Annotated in this window: 12 protein-coding genes and 1 riboswitch; of the genes, 8 read left to right on the forward strand and 4 right to left on the reverse strand. The window is 72.8% G+C overall.

Annotation, left to right across the window (positions count from 1 at the left end):
• Window positions 1-9: 9 nt before the first annotated feature.
• The gene (locus ACGFZ2_RS24440) at window positions 10-396 is read right to left on the reverse strand and encodes a DUF4232 domain-containing protein (RefSeq protein WP_393457207.1); all 387 of its coding nucleotides are present in this window, start codon (window positions 394-396) and stop codon (window positions 10-12) included.
• 869 nt (window positions 397-1265) lie between these two features.
• Here ACGFZ2_RS24440 and ACGFZ2_RS24445 point away from each other — a divergent pair.
• Entirely contained in the window at window positions 1266-2189 is a 924-nt protein-coding gene (locus tag ACGFZ2_RS24445) for a hypothetical protein (protein WP_393457210.1), read from the forward strand.
• 85 nt (window positions 2190-2274) lie between these two features.
• On the opposite strand, the gene ACGFZ2_RS24450 is transcribed toward ACGFZ2_RS24445, so the two are convergent.
• Window positions 2275-3006 (reverse strand): hypothetical protein, encoded by a 732-nt coding sequence (locus tag ACGFZ2_RS24450; RefSeq protein ID WP_393264633.1) that lies wholly within the window; start codon window positions 3004-3006, stop codon window positions 2275-2277.
• A 280-nt stretch (window positions 3007-3286) separates the two neighbouring features.
• Window positions 3287-3422, forward strand: a riboswitch (SAM riboswitch).
• A gap of 10 nt (window positions 3423-3432) precedes the next feature.
• Here ACGFZ2_RS24450 and thrC point away from each other — a divergent pair.
• Window positions 3433-4719 carry a threonine synthase gene (gene thrC, locus ACGFZ2_RS24455; protein WP_363700823.1) on the forward strand — a complete coding sequence of 429 codons (1287 nt, stop codon included), beginning with the start codon at window positions 3433-3435 and terminating at the stop codon, window positions 4717-4719.
• 27 nt (window positions 4720-4746) lie between these two features.
• On the opposite strand, the gene ACGFZ2_RS24460 is transcribed toward thrC, so the two are convergent.
• Window positions 4747-5736 (reverse strand): LysR family transcriptional regulator, encoded by a 990-nt coding sequence (locus ACGFZ2_RS24460; RefSeq protein WP_393457213.1) that lies wholly within the window; start codon window positions 5734-5736, stop codon window positions 4747-4749.
• Window positions 5737-5966: 230 nt separating this feature from the next.
• Between ACGFZ2_RS24460 and ACGFZ2_RS24465 the strand changes: the two genes are divergently transcribed.
• The 3 genes from ACGFZ2_RS24465 (at window position 5967) to paaN (ending at window position 9573) form a co-directional block, all read left to right on the forward strand.
• Window positions 5967-6479: a hypothetical protein gene (locus ACGFZ2_RS24465; RefSeq protein WP_393264640.1), complete on the forward strand. Its 513-nt coding sequence runs from the start codon at window positions 5967-5969 to the stop codon at window positions 6477-6479.
• Window positions 6480-6827: 348 nt separating this feature from the next.
• The gene (locus ACGFZ2_RS24470; protein ID WP_393457216.1) at window positions 6828-7847 is read left to right on the forward strand and encodes a GNAT family N-acetyltransferase; all 1020 of its coding nucleotides are present in this window, start codon (window positions 6828-6830) and stop codon (window positions 7845-7847) included.
• 52 nt (window positions 7848-7899) lie between these two features.
• Window positions 7900-9573: a phenylacetic acid degradation protein PaaN gene (paaN, locus tag ACGFZ2_RS24475; protein ID WP_393264644.1), complete on the forward strand. Its 1674-nt coding sequence runs from the start codon at window positions 7900-7902 to the stop codon at window positions 9571-9573.
• Between the two features lie 47 nt (window positions 9574-9620).
• Here paaN and ACGFZ2_RS24480 read toward each other — a convergent pair whose 3' ends face one another.
• A complete protein-coding gene (locus tag ACGFZ2_RS24480; RefSeq protein WP_393264646.1) occupies window positions 9621-10166 on the reverse strand; it encodes a GNAT family N-acetyltransferase in 546 nt (181 codons plus the stop codon).
• A 209-nt stretch (window positions 10167-10375) separates the two neighbouring features.
• Between ACGFZ2_RS24480 and ACGFZ2_RS24485 the strand changes: the two genes are divergently transcribed.
• From ACGFZ2_RS24485 to groL, 3 genes are all read left to right on the forward strand, one after another.
• Complete coding sequence (locus ACGFZ2_RS24485; RefSeq protein WP_013288855.1) at window positions 10376-10579, forward strand: cold-shock protein; 204 nt, start codon at window positions 10376-10378, stop codon at window positions 10577-10579.
• 450 nt (window positions 10580-11029) lie between these two features.
• Entirely contained in the window at window positions 11030-12115 is a 1086-nt protein-coding gene (locus tag ACGFZ2_RS24490) for a hypothetical protein (RefSeq protein ID WP_393457219.1), read from the forward strand.
• A gap of 275 nt (window positions 12116-12390) precedes the next feature.
• On the forward strand, window positions 12391-14013 hold the full coding sequence (gene groL / locus ACGFZ2_RS24495; protein ID WP_350706882.1) for a chaperonin GroEL: 1623 nt from the start codon (window positions 12391-12393) through the stop codon (window positions 14011-14013).
• The last annotated feature ends 26 nt before the right edge of the window (window positions 14014-14039 follow it).

Here is a 14039-nt window from a genome sequence, read left to right on the forward strand (position 1 = left end):
ACCGGACACTCACGGCAGCGGCATGGAGCTGCTCGGCGCCGAGGTGCCCGGCACCGGCCGGGTCGGCGTCGGGTCGGTCGCCATCTTCTTCCAGGCGCTGACCCCGATCCGGCCCGTGTTGCCGAGATCGATCGGTCCGTCCAGGTCGACGACCTGCGCGGGCCGGCCGGCGGCGGGCGCGACCTCCAGGCGCTCGCCGTTGGTGGCGACGACCGTCGGGTCGGTGACCAGGTTGCGCCAGAGCACGGCGGCCCCGGCCCGTTCGCCGGGCCGCAGGGTCAGCGGTCGGGACGGGGCGTCGAAGCCCGGCGTGATCTCCTTGGCCCCGTTGACCACCCGGACCGGTATCGGGTTGCCGTCGCCGTCGTGCAGACGCAGCGCCGGGTAGCCGTTCAACGGGTAGGGCTCCGTGCCGCAGTTGACCAGCTCCAGCCCGAGGCCCGCAGACCCATCGCGGCGTTGGAGCCCGGCGAACTGATCCGAACGCCGGATTCCGGGCACTCGGCGGCGGGGGCGCCCCCGGAATTCGGCGTTGGCGCGCCCGCTCTCGGCATCCTGCTCGGTGCCGGATCGGCCGACGGCGGTTCGGTCGCCGGGGAGCAGGCGCCGAGCAGGACGAGGCCGGCCATCGCGACCCCGAGCGCCCGTGCCGGTCCTGGAACTCCACCGCGCGAGCACGGTACGGGTCGGTGCGCGGGGGTCGCCATCGCCTGATCATCGCACCGGTGCGTCGCCGAGCCTCGGACACCCGGCCGGCGGAGGGTCCGGCGGTGCTGTCGAGCTGCCCCACCTGAGGGACCGGCCGGACCGGGCCACCCGCGCGGTGCCTGTCGAGCTGAATCGTCTACGACATCACCCGTCCCAACTTGGGCGAGGTGATCGGTGTGCGGACCCAGGCGGCGCCGAGCGGTCCGTAAGGGCATGGCGCCGGTGAGTGAGAATCGGGTATGCCCACCTCGCCCGCCGTGCCGCAGCCTGAGCCGCCCGCCGAGCCGTCGCCCGTGCCACCGGCTGAGCCGTCCACGTCCCGCTCCGTGTCGCCACCTGCGCCGCCGTCCGTGTCGCCACCTGCGCCGCCGTCCGTGCCGGCGGCTGCGCCGTCGCCCGCGCCGCCGTCCGTGCCGGCGGCTGCGCCGTCGCCCGCGCCGCCGTCCGCACCGCCACCGGAGCAGCCGTCCGGGCGGGCGCCCGGGCCGAAAGCCTGGGCCGTGCTGGCGGATGAGCGACTGCCTGGGTTTCGCGGGCTTTCGCCGAAGCAGCGCGCGGTGTACGCGACCGCCGCCGCCGTCATCGTCGTGGTCGGCGTGCTGTTCGCCTACCAGGCGAACTTCCTCCTGGACCGGTCGACGGCCACCGAGCGGGCCCGCTCGGACAGGCAGGCTGAGAAGGCGGTGGACCGTGAGCAGGCCGCGTTCGTGTCCACCGTCACTCCCCTCGACTACGACCGGGACCTGCCCGAGGCCTTCAGTGTGCTGCTCGACCGGCCGCTGACCGAAGGCGAGCAGGCCATCCTCACCGCCCTGAACGGCGACGCGTCAGAGGTGTGGGAGTTCCTGAAGCCGCTCGGCGGCCGGGTGGTCGAGCACGCGTCCTATGTGGCGCCGCTCGAGGACGGCAACGAGAACCGCGGTCACGCCCAGACGTTCGACCTGAACCTGAACAGCGATCGCGCCGCCGGACTCACGATCAACAACATGACCGCCGTCAAGGACTCGTGCCGCGTACCCACGGCGCAGACCGTCGTCACCCTTCCGCCGGCGGGCGCGGAGTCCCGGCAGGGGCTGCTGTGGGACCTGACCGGTGGGCCGACGGACAAGCCGCACGGCCCGTACGTCCTGGACGAGGGCGAGCCGCAGGAGGGTCAGCTGTACTTCCGCCGCAACGTCGTCGAGCTGGGCAACGGTCAGTCGAACATGGCCTTCCGCATCCAGCCGGAGGTGTCCACCCACACCTGCGAGTGGCACATCGTCGCCTCCTACACCGACACTACCGGCTCCCATGAGCAACGCATCCCGAGCGGCACCGGCACGCTCACCACCGAGGCCATCCCCTCGCAGCCCGTCCAGTACTTCGAGCGTCCCCCGGCCTCGGGGTGGGGCTGCCTCGGCGCGGTGAGTCAGCATGGTTGCCCGTCCACCGGGTCCATACGGCTACCGAGGCCACCAGCCCACCGGCCGGTTCCAGGCTGAGCTGGCCCCCGCCCGGTACGACCGGAGCCCGCGCCGGCGGATCGGCCGGCGCGGTCCTGGGCCCGGTACGACCCCCGGCGGGACGTCAGCGGGAACGGGGCCTGCGCTTGCGGTCGGGGGAGTCGGGGGAGTCTGGCGCGGTGCCGGAGCCGACGGTTTCCCCGTCGTCGGACGCGTCGGCAACCCGGGCGTCGGTGTGGCTCAGCTCGGCCAGCGTCGTTCCCCTGAGCTGGTAGACGGCGGTACGCCGGATGCTCAGCTCGGCCGTCGGGCCGTCCGCGGGCCGGGTCAGGTAGACCACCGTCGCCCTGCCGTCGCGCACGCTGATGCTCTCCACCGGCGTACGGTCGCCGAGGTCGACCTGGGCCTGGTAGTCCGGCTCGCCCTTGACGTTGCGCCAGGCGGCGAGGGTGAAGAAGCGGCCGGTGCCGCCGCCGTCGAGCATGATCACGCCGATCGCGTCGCCCGCGCCGTCGCCGTCGAGGTCGCCGATGGCGCACGGCCGCTGCAACTCCACCGTCGTGCCGTCCCGGTCGGACCAGCGACCGGCGGCGAGGCGGATCGGGGCGGCGTACCCGCGGTAGCGGACCCGGCTGCTGCCGATCCGGGTGTTGCGCAGTTCGAGGCAGGTGAGCTGGTCGCCGGTGCGGCGGGGGGTCGGGGTCGCCCAGGCGGCGTCGACGTCGTCCCGCTTCGCGCTGGCGGGCCGGTCGGCGGACCGGTCCCGCTTCTTCCGGTTGCCCGCGGAGCAGGCGGTGGTCACCGCCAGCAGGCAGGCCATGGAGAGCGCCACCACCGGGACGAGCTTGCGACGCATTCGCGCGTTCCTTTCCGTCAATGTGCCTGCAAGGTAACGGGAGCGCGCCAGGGGCACACGACCGCTGCTGGTCGCCGTGTTCGGTCCGGGCAGGTGGGCGCGACACCCTGCTGCGCGCCCGGCGCCCCGCCGCCGGTTCCCGCTCCGCGGCAGCCTGAATCCGTACCGTCGAGGAGAGGCCGCCCCTGCGGCTCGGCGGCGACTGCGGGATCGCTCACATCCTGGGATCTGCCATCGATCCGGGCGGCGTCGGTGCTTAAACTCGCAGGTACAACTGCATACCTCATCCAGAGGGGCTGAGGGATACGGCCCGACGACGCCCCGGCAACCACCCCGCGCGCTCACCGCTGAGCGACCGGCGGGGCAGGTGCCAATTCCGTCCCCGCCGCAGGGTGCGATGCGGGGAAAGATGAGAGGACCCTCGACATGACGTCGACGTTCGCCGTCTCCGGCATCGACACCACCGCCAGCCCCGCCCGCGCCCTGGTCTGCCGCGCCTGTTCGGCCCGCTACCCGCTCGCCGCCCAGCACGCCTGCTACGAGTGTTTCGGCCCGCTGGAGGTCGACTACGACGCCGCCGCGCTGGCGACGGTCACCCGGGAGCAGATCGAGGCCGGTCCGCAGAACATCTGGCGGTACGCCGCGCTGCTGCCCGCCGGCCAGGACCCGGCGACCAGGGTCACCCTCGACCCGGGCTTCACCCCGCTGGTCGCCGCCCCGCACCTCGCGGCCGAGCTGGGCATCACCGCCCCGCTCTGGGTCAAGGACGACAGCGGCAACCCGACCCACTCGTTCAAGGACCGGGTGGTCTCGGTCGCGCTGACCGCCGCCCGGGCGCTCGGCTTCAGCCGCTACGCCTGCGCCTCCACCGGCAACCTGGCCAACTCGGTCGCCGCGCACGCCGCCCGCGCCGGGGCGCCGTCGGTGGTCTTCATCCCCGGCGACCTGGAGCAGGGCAAGGTCGTCACGACCGCCGTCTACGGCGGCGAGCTGGTCGCCGTCGACGGCTCGTACGACGACGTGAACCGGCTCTGCGGCGAGCTGGTGGAGACGGACGAGTTCGAGGACACCGCGTTCGTCAACGTCAACGTCCGCCCCTACTACGCCGAGGGGTCGAAGACGCTCGGCTACGAGGTGGCCGAGCAGCTCGGCTGGCGGATCCCGGCCCAGGTGGTCATCCCGATGGCCTCCGGGGAGCTGCTCACCAAGATCGACAAGGCGTTCGCCGAGCTGGTCGAGATCGGCCTGGTCGAGGCGCCGGCCGGCGGCTGGAAGGTCTTCGGCGCCCAGTCGGCCGGCTGCAACCCGATCGCCGCCGCCCTGCACGCCGACACCGACACGATCACCCCGGTCAAGCCGACGGGCATCGCCAAGTCGCTGAACATCGGCGATCCGGCCGCCGGCCTCTACGCGTTGGAGGCGGTGCGCCGCACCGGGGGCTGGATGGAGTACGTCGACGACGACGAGATCCGCGCCGGCATCCGGCTGCTGGCCCGCACCACCGGCGTGTTCGCCGAGACCGCCGGCGGGGTGACGGTGGCGGTGCTGCGCAAGCTGGTCGAGTCCGGCCGGCTCGACCCGACCGCGGAGACCGTCGTCTTCAACACCGGTGAGGGGCTCAAGACCCTCGACGCGATCGCCGCCCAGGCCGGCCCCACCCACCGCATCAGGCCCTCGCTGCGTGCCGCCCGCGACGCCGGCCTCCTCGGCTGAGGTCCGAGGCCGGTGACCGTTCGCGGCTCAGCCGCCGGCCCGGCCCGCCCCGGCACCGGTCGCGCGACTCGCCCCGACGCCGGCCACCCGGTCCGGTCTGCCACCGGCCGGCGTGGTCGCGCCGTGCAGGTGGCGCGCGACCGTCGCGGCGACCTGACGGAAGGCGAGCACGGCGGCACGGCGGTCGTGCCGCCGGGCGGCCGCGACGAAGGGCACCGGGGCGACCTCGGACAGCTCCACGAAGCGCAGCTCCGCGAGGGGCGAGAGCCCGCGTGCCGTGCGGGGGCCCACGGCCACCACCGCCGGGTCCTGGAGGATCAGGTACGCCATCTCCGCCGGCGAGGTGACCGTCACCCCGCGCTGCTGCGGCGGGCAGCCGTCGCGGTAGTCGTTGAGCAGCCAGTAGTCGCGGATCGTCGGCACGTCCTCGATCCGGGGCATGGCCAGCGTGAGCACGTCCGCCAGCGACACCGCCGCGCCGGCGTCGGCCAGGGGATGCCGGGCGCTGAGCGCGAGGACGCGGGGCTCGGCGAACAGCACCGTCCAGTCGTGCCGTTCGGGGTCCAGCGGCAGCCGGGTGAGCGCCACGTCGATCTGGTCCGCCAGCAGGGCGGTGTACAGCCCGCCCACGGTCAGTTCGCGCAGGACCAGCCGTACCTCGGGGGCGGCCCGCTGCCAGGCGGGCAGGATCGACGCGATGAGGTCGCCCGCCCCGCCGGTGCTGAAGCCGACGCGTAGCGTGCCGTCGCCGGTGCCGACGGTGTCCCGGGCCGCCCGTACGCCGTCGGCGACCCCGACCACGGCCCGCTGGGCCGGTTCGAGCAGCGCGGATCCGGCCTCGGTGAGCCGGACGCCCGCCGGCTCCCGGTGGAACAGCGGCGCGCGCACCGACCGCTCCAGGGCGCGGATCTGCTGGCTCAGCGTCGGCTGACTGACGTGCAGCAGCGCGGCGGCGCGGGTGAAGGACCGCTCCTCGGCGACGGCGAGGAAGTACCGGAGTTGACGTAGTTCCACCATGACGATCCCCCTTGCCCGACCCCCGCGGGCATCGACGATCAGAAGATCTACCAGCACTCATAGGTCCGTCCTATGGCCCATCGTTGTCGCGTCTTGGACAGCCCTCCCGACCCGGCCGAAGAATCTCCAGGTGGCGGTACCCGGAAGCTCCCGGGGTCCACCGCCGCCTGTCACATAGGCGACGAATTGCGATCGGCCGCGACCACCCGGCCGGCACGAGAGGGGTTCCCATGAACGCAGCACCGGCCCGCGTCACCCGGGCGGCCGTGACCGCCTTCACCATGCTGGCCGCCTCCCTCGGTGTGGTGGCCCTCGGCGCCACGCCGGCGGCGGCCGGGACGCTGGACAAGTACACCGTCAGCAAGTCGTCGAGCAGCTTCGACGGCGGCTGTGTGGCGGAGTCGACCGTGAGCTACTGGCCCGGCACCGACACCGCGACGTTCACCACCACGGTCCGCAACCCGTACCTGTTCGCGGCGTGCCGGGTGAACACCCGGCTGTTCGTGCAGGGCGCCTCGACCCAGTGGACCAGCGCCACGCACTACACGATGGCGTGTGGGATCACCGACACGACGTGCGCGTCCACCCAGACCACGACCGGCACCTACTACGCCGCCACGCCGAGCCTGACGGCGTACGTGGACAGCGTCAACGACGCGCTGGAGGCGATGGGCCTGGAGCGGTCGATGACCCGCAAGAAGGCGGTCGAGTCGATCTCGATCGAGTTCAGCAAGGCGGGCTGACGCGGCGAACGGGCGGTCGGCACCCACGGGGCGCGGGCCGCCCGTTGTCGTCCCGGGACGGGGGGCCGGGAGGAACGGGGGAGGGGCGACCCACCCGGACGGGGGATCGGGTCGATCCGCCGGGTAACTGGCTTTTCGCTGTGAGTGCGGAAAACGCGCCGACAAGGACTTGACGGCAGGAACCGGGCGGCGCAAGATGCTTCGTGCGGGAGGGCGTCTCGCCGGAGACTTTTAGTTCTTGCGACCCAACGCCGGAGGCGTTGTGCGAGTGTCCCTCCCGACCAACGTCCGATCGGGCCAGCGGTTAAATCGCTGGCCCGATCGTCGTTCCCGGGCCACCCTCGGGGCATGAGCATCACGATCGCGCCGATCGACGTCGCCGACCAGACCGCGATCGACGCGGCCTACCGGATCGGGGCGGCGGCCAACGACGCCGACCTGCCGGACTTCCCACCCTTCTGCCGGCGGCGCTTCGAGGCCGCGATCCGGCACCCGATGCCCGGCAACGCTGCGATCTGGGCGCTGGCCCGGCTCGACGGCGTGCCGGCCGGCTACCTCGCGCTGGACCTGCCGCAGCTCGACAACACCGAGAACGCCAGCGCCGACCTGATCGTGCACCCGGCCCACCGGCGCCGCGGGGTGGGCCGGGCGCTGCACGAGCACGCCGTGCGGCTGCTGCGCGAGCGGGGCCGCAAGCGGGTGCTGGGGATGGCGGTCGCCGCGCTGCCCGGCGGCCCGCCCCGGTCCGGGGCCGGCGCCGCCTTCGCCGCGTCGACCGGCGCCCGGCCGGCGCTGGCCGAGATCCGCAGCCGGCTCGACACCACCCGGCTCGACCACGACGGGCTGGACGCCGCGCTGGCCGACGCCCGCACCCGGGCCGACGGCTACCGCGTCCTCCGCTGGCAGGGGCGCACCCCCGACGAGTACGTCGCCGACATCGCCTACCTCGACGGCCGGCTGATGGCCGACGCGCCCCTCGGCGACGTGGAGTGGGAGCCCGAGCGGATCGACGCCGAACGGGTCCGTGGCATCGAGCGGGCGCTGGAGGCGCGGGGGCGGCGGCGCTACCACACGGCGGTGCGCCACGAGGCGTCCGGCCGGGTGGCCGCCTGGACGCTGCTCGACGTGGGCGCCTCCGCCGACTGGCACGCGTTCCAGCAGATCACCATCGTCGACCCCGCTCACCGGGGGCACCGGCTCGGTCTGCTCGTCAAGATCGAGAACCTGCGGCACCTGCTCGCCCACGAGCCGGCGGTCCGCGCGATCGACACCTTCAACGCGGCCGAGAACAGCTACATGATCGCGATCAACGAGCAGCTCGGATTCCGCCGGGTCGACGGCTGGACCGACTGGCAGCTCACGATCTGAGTTGTGACACGGCCCTACTGATCCTGGGGCTTCCTGTTGCATGATGGCGGGCATGACGGAGACCCCGCACCCCCTGTACGACAGGCACGCCGACACCCTGACCCGTGCGCTGACCGCGATCACGGAGCGCGGGTACTGGTCCGCCTACCCCGAGTCGCCCAGCCCACGGGTCTACGGCGAGACCGCCGCCGCCGACGGCAAGGCCGCCTTCGAGGCGTACCTCGGCGGCGACTTCCCCCTCGACCAGCCGGGCGCCGGCGACCGGGTCGCCACCGAGACCAGCCCGTTCGGCGTCGAGCTGGGCGTCCGCTACCCGCACGCCGGGGCCGACGAGCTGGTCGCCGCCGCCTCCGCCGCCCTGCCGAGCTGGCGCGACGCCGGCCCGCAGACCCGGGTGGGCGTCTGCCTGGAGATCCTCGACCGGCTGCACAAGCACATCTTCGAGCTGGCCAACGCGGTGCAGTTCACCAGCGGCCAGGCGTTCGTGATGGCCTTCCAGGCCGGCGGCGCGCACGCGCTGGACCGCGCGCTGGAGGCGGTCGCCTACGCGTACGCGGAGATGACCCGGCACCCGGGGACGGCGGGCTGGGAGAAGGCCGCCGGCAAGGGCGACCCGCTGCGGATGACCAAGACCTTCCACGTGGTGCCCCGCGGCGTGGCGCTGGTGATCGGCTGCAACACCTTCCCGACCTGGAACTCGTACCCGGGGCTGTTCGCCTCGCTGGTCACCGGCAACCCGGTGGTGGTCAAGCCGCACCCGCGCGCGGTGCTGCCGCTGGCCATCACCGTCAGGTACGCCCGGGAGGTGCTCGCCGAGGCCGGCTTCGACCCGAACCTGGTGCTGCTCGCCCCCGAGGCCCCCGGCGAGAAGCTCGCCTCCACGCTGGCCCTGCACCCGGCCGTGAAGATCGTCGACTTCACGGGTTCCACCGAGTACGGCGACTGGCTGGAGGCCAACGCCCGGCAGGCGGCGGTCTACACCGAGAAGGCCGGCCTGAACACGGTGGTGGTCGACTCCACCGACGACTTCGCCGGGATGTGCCGCAACCTCGGCTTCACGCTGACCCTCTACAGCGGCCAGATGTGCACCACCTCGCAGAACATCCTCATCCCCGCCGAGGGAATCGCCACCGACCAGGGACACAAGAGCTTCGACGAGGTGGCCGGCGGGATCGCCGCCGCGATCGGCAAGCTCACCGCCGACCCGGCGCGCGGGGTGGAGTTCACCGGCGCGATCGTCAACGACGGGGTGCTGGAGCGCCTCGACGAGGTCACCAAGGTCGGCGAGACGGTGCTGGAGTCGCGTACGGTCGAGCACCCGGCCTTCCCCGGCGCGGTGGTCCGCACCCCGACGCTGGTCAAGCTGGCGGCCGGCGACACGGCGACCTACTCGAAGGAGTGGTTCGGGCCGATCTCGTTCGCCATCGCGACCGACTCGACGGCGCACAGTCTGGAGATCCTGCGGTCGACGGTCGGCGAGAAGGGCGCGCTCACCGCGGCGGTCTACTCCACCGACGAGGCGGTCCTCGACGCGGCCGAGGCGGCGGCGATCGAGGTCGGGGTGCACCTGTCCTGCAACCTGACCGGCGGGGTCTTCGTGAACCAGTCGGCGGCCTTCTCCGACTTCCACGGCAGCGGCGCGAACGCGGCGGCCAACTCCGCGCTCACCGACGGCGCCTACGTGGCCAACCGGTTCCGCATCGTGCAGTCCCGTCGGCACGCCTGAGTCGCGGTCGGGTTTCCGGGGTGGGCTGCCCCGGAAACCCTCCCGTGTCAGGCGGAGCGGCGCATCTGGAGTTCGGTGAGCGCCGGCACGGTGGGGTGCGGCACGCGTACGCCGGTGTCGACGAAGCCCAGCCGCCGGTAGGCGCGGTAGGCCCGGTCGTTGCCGACCACCACCTCCAGCATCAGCTCGGGCCGGCCGCACTTCCGGGACCAGGCGGCCACCGCCTCGACCAGCTCGCCGAGCAGGCCGGTGCCGCGCCAGGACGGGGTGACGTAGACGGCGTAGACGACGGTCAGCCCGGGCTCCTCCGGGGTCACCGTGCCCCCGGCGTGCCCGACCAGCCGGCCGCCTGGGTCCGCGACGAACTGCGCGGTGTCCGTGCCGGCCGACACGTGCGCGATCCGGGCCGCGTAGTCGGCGTGCGGCCGGGCCGCCGCGGTGGCGAGGGTCTCCAGGAAGGCCAGCGGCGCGTCGGCGAGCATCTCCAGCCGCAGCGCCCGCATCCGGGCGGCGTCCCGGGGCCGGACCCGTCGGATCTCCGCGTGCCGGGTGACCGCCGACCCCCGCTCCGGCCCGTCCGGCGTCCTCGTCATGCCGAATGCCTACCACAGCGACGGATGACGATGCCCCTCGATCGGAATATGCCCGATTTGGGGTCGTGCGCCGCCGTCACGCCTCGTGTAGCGTGCGATTTCGGTCACCGAATGCAGCGGCCTCCCCGACCGCCGGTTCGGTGGTCCTCCGGTGCCGGTCCGCCGGCCTCCGGGGTTGTGAGACGCCGTGCAGAGTGAGGAAGTGGACCGTGGCACAGGGCACCGTTAAGTGGTTCAACGCCGAAAAGGGCTACGGCTTCATCGCCGTCGACGGCGGGCAGGACGTCTTCGTCCACTTCTCCGCGATCGAGATGGACGGCTACAAGGCGCTGGACGACGGCCAGCGGGTGGAGTTCGAGATCGCCCAGGGCCAGAAGGGGCCCCAGGCCGAGCGCGTACGCGTCATCGCCTGACCCCCGTCCGCCACGGGCCGGGCCCTTCCGCCGCCGACCGCCCCGCGCGGCGGCGCCAACGACATTCGTCGATCAGCTCCGACGGGTGAGCCGGTCGGGTGACCGCTTTCGGCACATGGGTTCGGCGGGCGGATGGTGGCGCTGTCGAGCTGCCCCGTCTGTAGGACCACCCGTCTCTGTAGCACCACGCCTCGCATCCGGCTCGGCCGCCTGCGAGGCGTGGTGTGCCCCATCTGTGAGGGCAGCTCGACAGGGGCCGGGCGGTGGCACCGGTGGGGTCCGGGTTCGGGGTGTGACCTGCGGCATCGTTGGGCGGCACCGCGGCCGGGACGGGCCATGGTCCCTGGTCGTGGTTCGTGGCCCCGGTTCGTGGCGTGGCACCCCGGGCTGCGGTACGGACGCCAGGCAGGGAAGATCGTGAGCCGGTTCAGCCGTCGCTGAGGAGGGTTCATGTCCGACCAGCCACCCCAGGGCACGCCGCCGTCGGGGGATCCCGACCCCGCCACGGCCGGCGATGCGAGCGCGCCGCAGCCGCAGGGGTGGGTCTTCCCGCCCACCGGCGGGTTCCCGGCCGGCTCCGGCCCGTACGGCGGGCAGCCGTGGTATCCGGGCGCGCCGGTCGTGTATCCGGGCGCGCCGGTCGCGTACCCGGGGCAGCCGGTCCACGGGTGGTACCCGCCCGGCCACGGCCTCGACCCGGCCGACCCGCTGGTCACGCCGCCCGGCGGCGGCGTGAGTGGCTGGTTCGACCGGTGCGTCGGCGCGGTGCGCCGGGGCTGGCGGACGCTGCTGCCGATCCTGCTGCTCACCCAGGTGCTGCCGGCCGTGGTGCTGTCGGTGCTCGCGCTGGTGGTCGACCCGTCGGCCCGGTGGGACGAGTCGATGGCCGACGACCCGGCCGCGCTGCCCGACACCTTCCTGGCCGACCTGGGCACCATGATGGCCGTGCTGATCGGCGGCGCACTGGTCTTCGGCCTGGTGCAGAGCCTCGGCTGGGCCGCCGGCACCTGGGTGGTCGCCCGGCAGGCGGCCGGCCAGCCGGTGACCGTCGGCGCCGCGCTGGGCTACGGCCTGCGCCGGGCGCCGGGCCTCTGGGGCTGGACCCTGCTGATGAGCGTGATCATCGGGCTCGGGGTGTGCTTCTGCGTCATCCCCGGCATCTACTTCGCCTTCGCGCTGAGCATGGCCGGCCCGGTCTACCTCTTCGAACGGCAGCACCCGATCGGCCGCTCGTACCGGATGTTCCACGACCGGCTGGGCCTGCTGCTCGGCCGGGTGGCGCTCGTTGCGGCGGCGGTGATCGTCGGGGGCGGGGCGGCCGGCCTGGTGGAGGGCATCGGCTCGCTGCCGTTCGGCGTCACCCCGCTGGAGTCGCCGGGCACTGCGGTGGGCGCGATCGCGGTGGCGGTGCTCGGCGGGGTGCTGGGCCTGCCCACCCACCTCGCCCAACTGGTCGGCCTGGTCGTCACGTACGCCGAGCAGCGCGCCCACGAGGGGCCGGTGGACAGCGCGCGGCTAGCCGGTGAACTCGGCTGAGCGGGGCGGTCGTGCTTGCACTCGGCAGGGGAGAGTGCTAAACAAGTCATTGGCACTCGCATACCGTGAGTGCCAATGGTCGGGGCGGTAGGGCCACGGCCGCACGGGCGTCCACACGTCGGTGCGGCACATGGCCGGTCGTCGCGGGCTATCCGGCCCGGCCGAGGAGACGTCGTCGTCGCCAGGTGGCGACGTCCCCAAGGTGCGTACACCAGGCGGCCCATCCGGGACACAACCTCCGGGTGGCCCGTGAGTGTCCAGGAGGACAACGCCGTATGGCCAAGATGATCGCGTTCGACGAAGAGGCGCGCCGGGGCCTCGAGCGGGGCATGAACCAGCTCGCCGACGCCGTGAAGGTGACCCTCGGCCCCAAGGGCCGCAACGTCGTGCTCGAGAAGAAGTGGGGTGCCCCCACCATCACCAACGATGGTGTGAGCATCGCCAAGGAGATCGAGCTCGAGGACCCCTACGAGAAGATCGGCGCCGAGCTGGTCAAGGAGGTCGCCAAGAAGACCGACGACGTTGCCGGTGACGGCACGACGACGGCGACCGTCCTGGCCCAGGCCCTCGTCCGCGAGGGTCTGCGCAACGTGGCAGCCGGTGCCAACCCGATGGCCCTGAAGCGGGGCATCGAGGCCGCCGTGGCCAGCGTCTCGGAGGAGCTGTCCAAGCTCGCCAAGGACGTCGAGACCAAGGAGCAGATCGCCTCCACCGCCTCCATCTCCGCCGGTGACAGCACCGTCGGCGAGATCATCGCCGAGGCGATGGACAAGGTCGGCAAGGAAGGCGTCATCACCGTCGAGGAGAGCAACACCTTCGGCCTGGAGCTGGAGCTCACCGAGGGTATGCGCTTCGACAAGGGCTACATCTCGGCCTACTTCATGACCGACCCGGAGCGCATGGAGGCCGTCTTCGACGACCCCTACCTCCTGATCGTCAACAGCAAGATCTCGTCGGTCAAGGACCTGCTCCCGATCCTCGAGAAGGTCATGCAGTCGGGCAAGCCGCTGCTGATCATCGCCGAGGACATCGAGGGCGAGGCCCTGGCCACCCTGGTCGTCAACAAGGTCCGGGGCACCTTCAAGTCGGTCGCCGTCAAGGCGCCGGGCTTCGGTGACCGCCGCAAGGCCATGCTGGCCGACATCGCCATCCTCACCGGTGGCCAGGTCATCAGCGAGGAGGTCGGCCTCAAGCTGGACGCCGTCGGCCTCGACATGCTGGGCCGCGCCCGCAAGGTCGTGGTGACCAAGGACGAGACCACCATCGTCGACGGTGCCGGCGACGCCGAGCAGATCCAGGGCCGGGTCAACCAGATCCGGGCCGAGATCGACAAGAGCGACTCCGACTACGACCGCGAGAAGCTGCAGGAGCGGCTGGCCAAGCTGGCCGGCGGCGTCGCGGTGATCAAGGTCGGCGCGGCCACCGAGGTCGAGCTGAAGGAGCGCAAGCACCGCATCGAGGACGCCGTCCGCAACGCGAAGGCCGCCGTCGAGGAGGGCATCGTCCCGGGTGGTGGCGTCGCGCTGGTGCAGGCCGGCAAGACCGCCTTCGACAAGCTGGACCTGACCGGCGACGAGGCGACCGGCGCGCAGATCGTCAAGATCGCGCTGGACGCCCCGCTGCGGCAGATCGCCGTCAACGCCGGCCTCGAGGGCGGCGTGGTCGTCGAGCACGTCCGCAACATCGAGCCGGGTCACGGCCTCAACGCCGCCAACGGCGAGTACGTCGACCTGCTGGCCGCGGGCATCATCGACCCGGCCAAGGTGACCCGTTCGGCGCTGCAGAACGCCTCGTCGATCGCGGCGCTCTTCCTCACCACCGAGGCCGTCGTGGCGGACAAGCCGGAGAAGGCCCCGGCCGCCCCGGCTGGTCCGGGCGGCGGGGACATGGACTTCTGAGTCCAGCTCCACGTACGCCGGAAGGG

It is taken from the genome of Micromonospora sp. NPDC048063, assembly GCF_043202855.1.
Taxonomy (GTDB): Bacteria; Actinomycetota; Actinomycetes; order Mycobacteriales; family Micromonosporaceae; genus Micromonospora.

Bases quoted from the DNA above. Each gene is read 5' to 3' on its own strand.
- ACGFZ2_RS24450 (WP_393264633.1), bottom strand. From the start codon at position 3,006: ATGCGTCGCAAGCTCGTCCCGGTGGTGGCGCTCTCCATGGCCTGCCTG.
- thrC (WP_363700823.1), top strand. From the start codon at position 3,433: ATGACGTCGACGTTCGCCGTCTCCGGCATCGACACCACCGCCAGCCCC.
- ACGFZ2_RS24460 (WP_393457213.1), bottom strand. From the start codon at position 5,736: ATGGTGGAACTACGTCAACTCCGGTACTTCCTCGCCGTCGCCGAGGAG.
- ACGFZ2_RS24465 (WP_393264640.1), top strand. From the start codon at position 5,967: ATGAACGCAGCACCGGCCCGCGTCACCCGGGCGGCCGTGACCGCCTTC.
- ACGFZ2_RS24470 (WP_393457216.1), top strand. From the start codon at position 6,828: ATGAGCATCACGATCGCGCCGATCGACGTCGCCGACCAGACCGCGATC.
- paaN (WP_393264644.1), top strand. From the start codon at position 7,900: ATGACGGAGACCCCGCACCCCCTGTACGACAGGCACGCCGACACCCTG.
- ACGFZ2_RS24480 (WP_393264646.1), bottom strand. From the start codon at position 10,166: ATGACGAGGACGCCGGACGGGCCGGAGCGGGGGTCGGCGGTCACCCGG.
- ACGFZ2_RS24490 (WP_393457219.1), top strand. From the start codon at position 11,030: ATGTCCGACCAGCCACCCCAGGGCACGCCGCCGTCGGGGGATCCCGAC.
- groL (WP_350706882.1), top strand. From the start codon at position 12,391: ATGGCCAAGATGATCGCGTTCGACGAAGAGGCGCGCCGGGGCCTCGAG.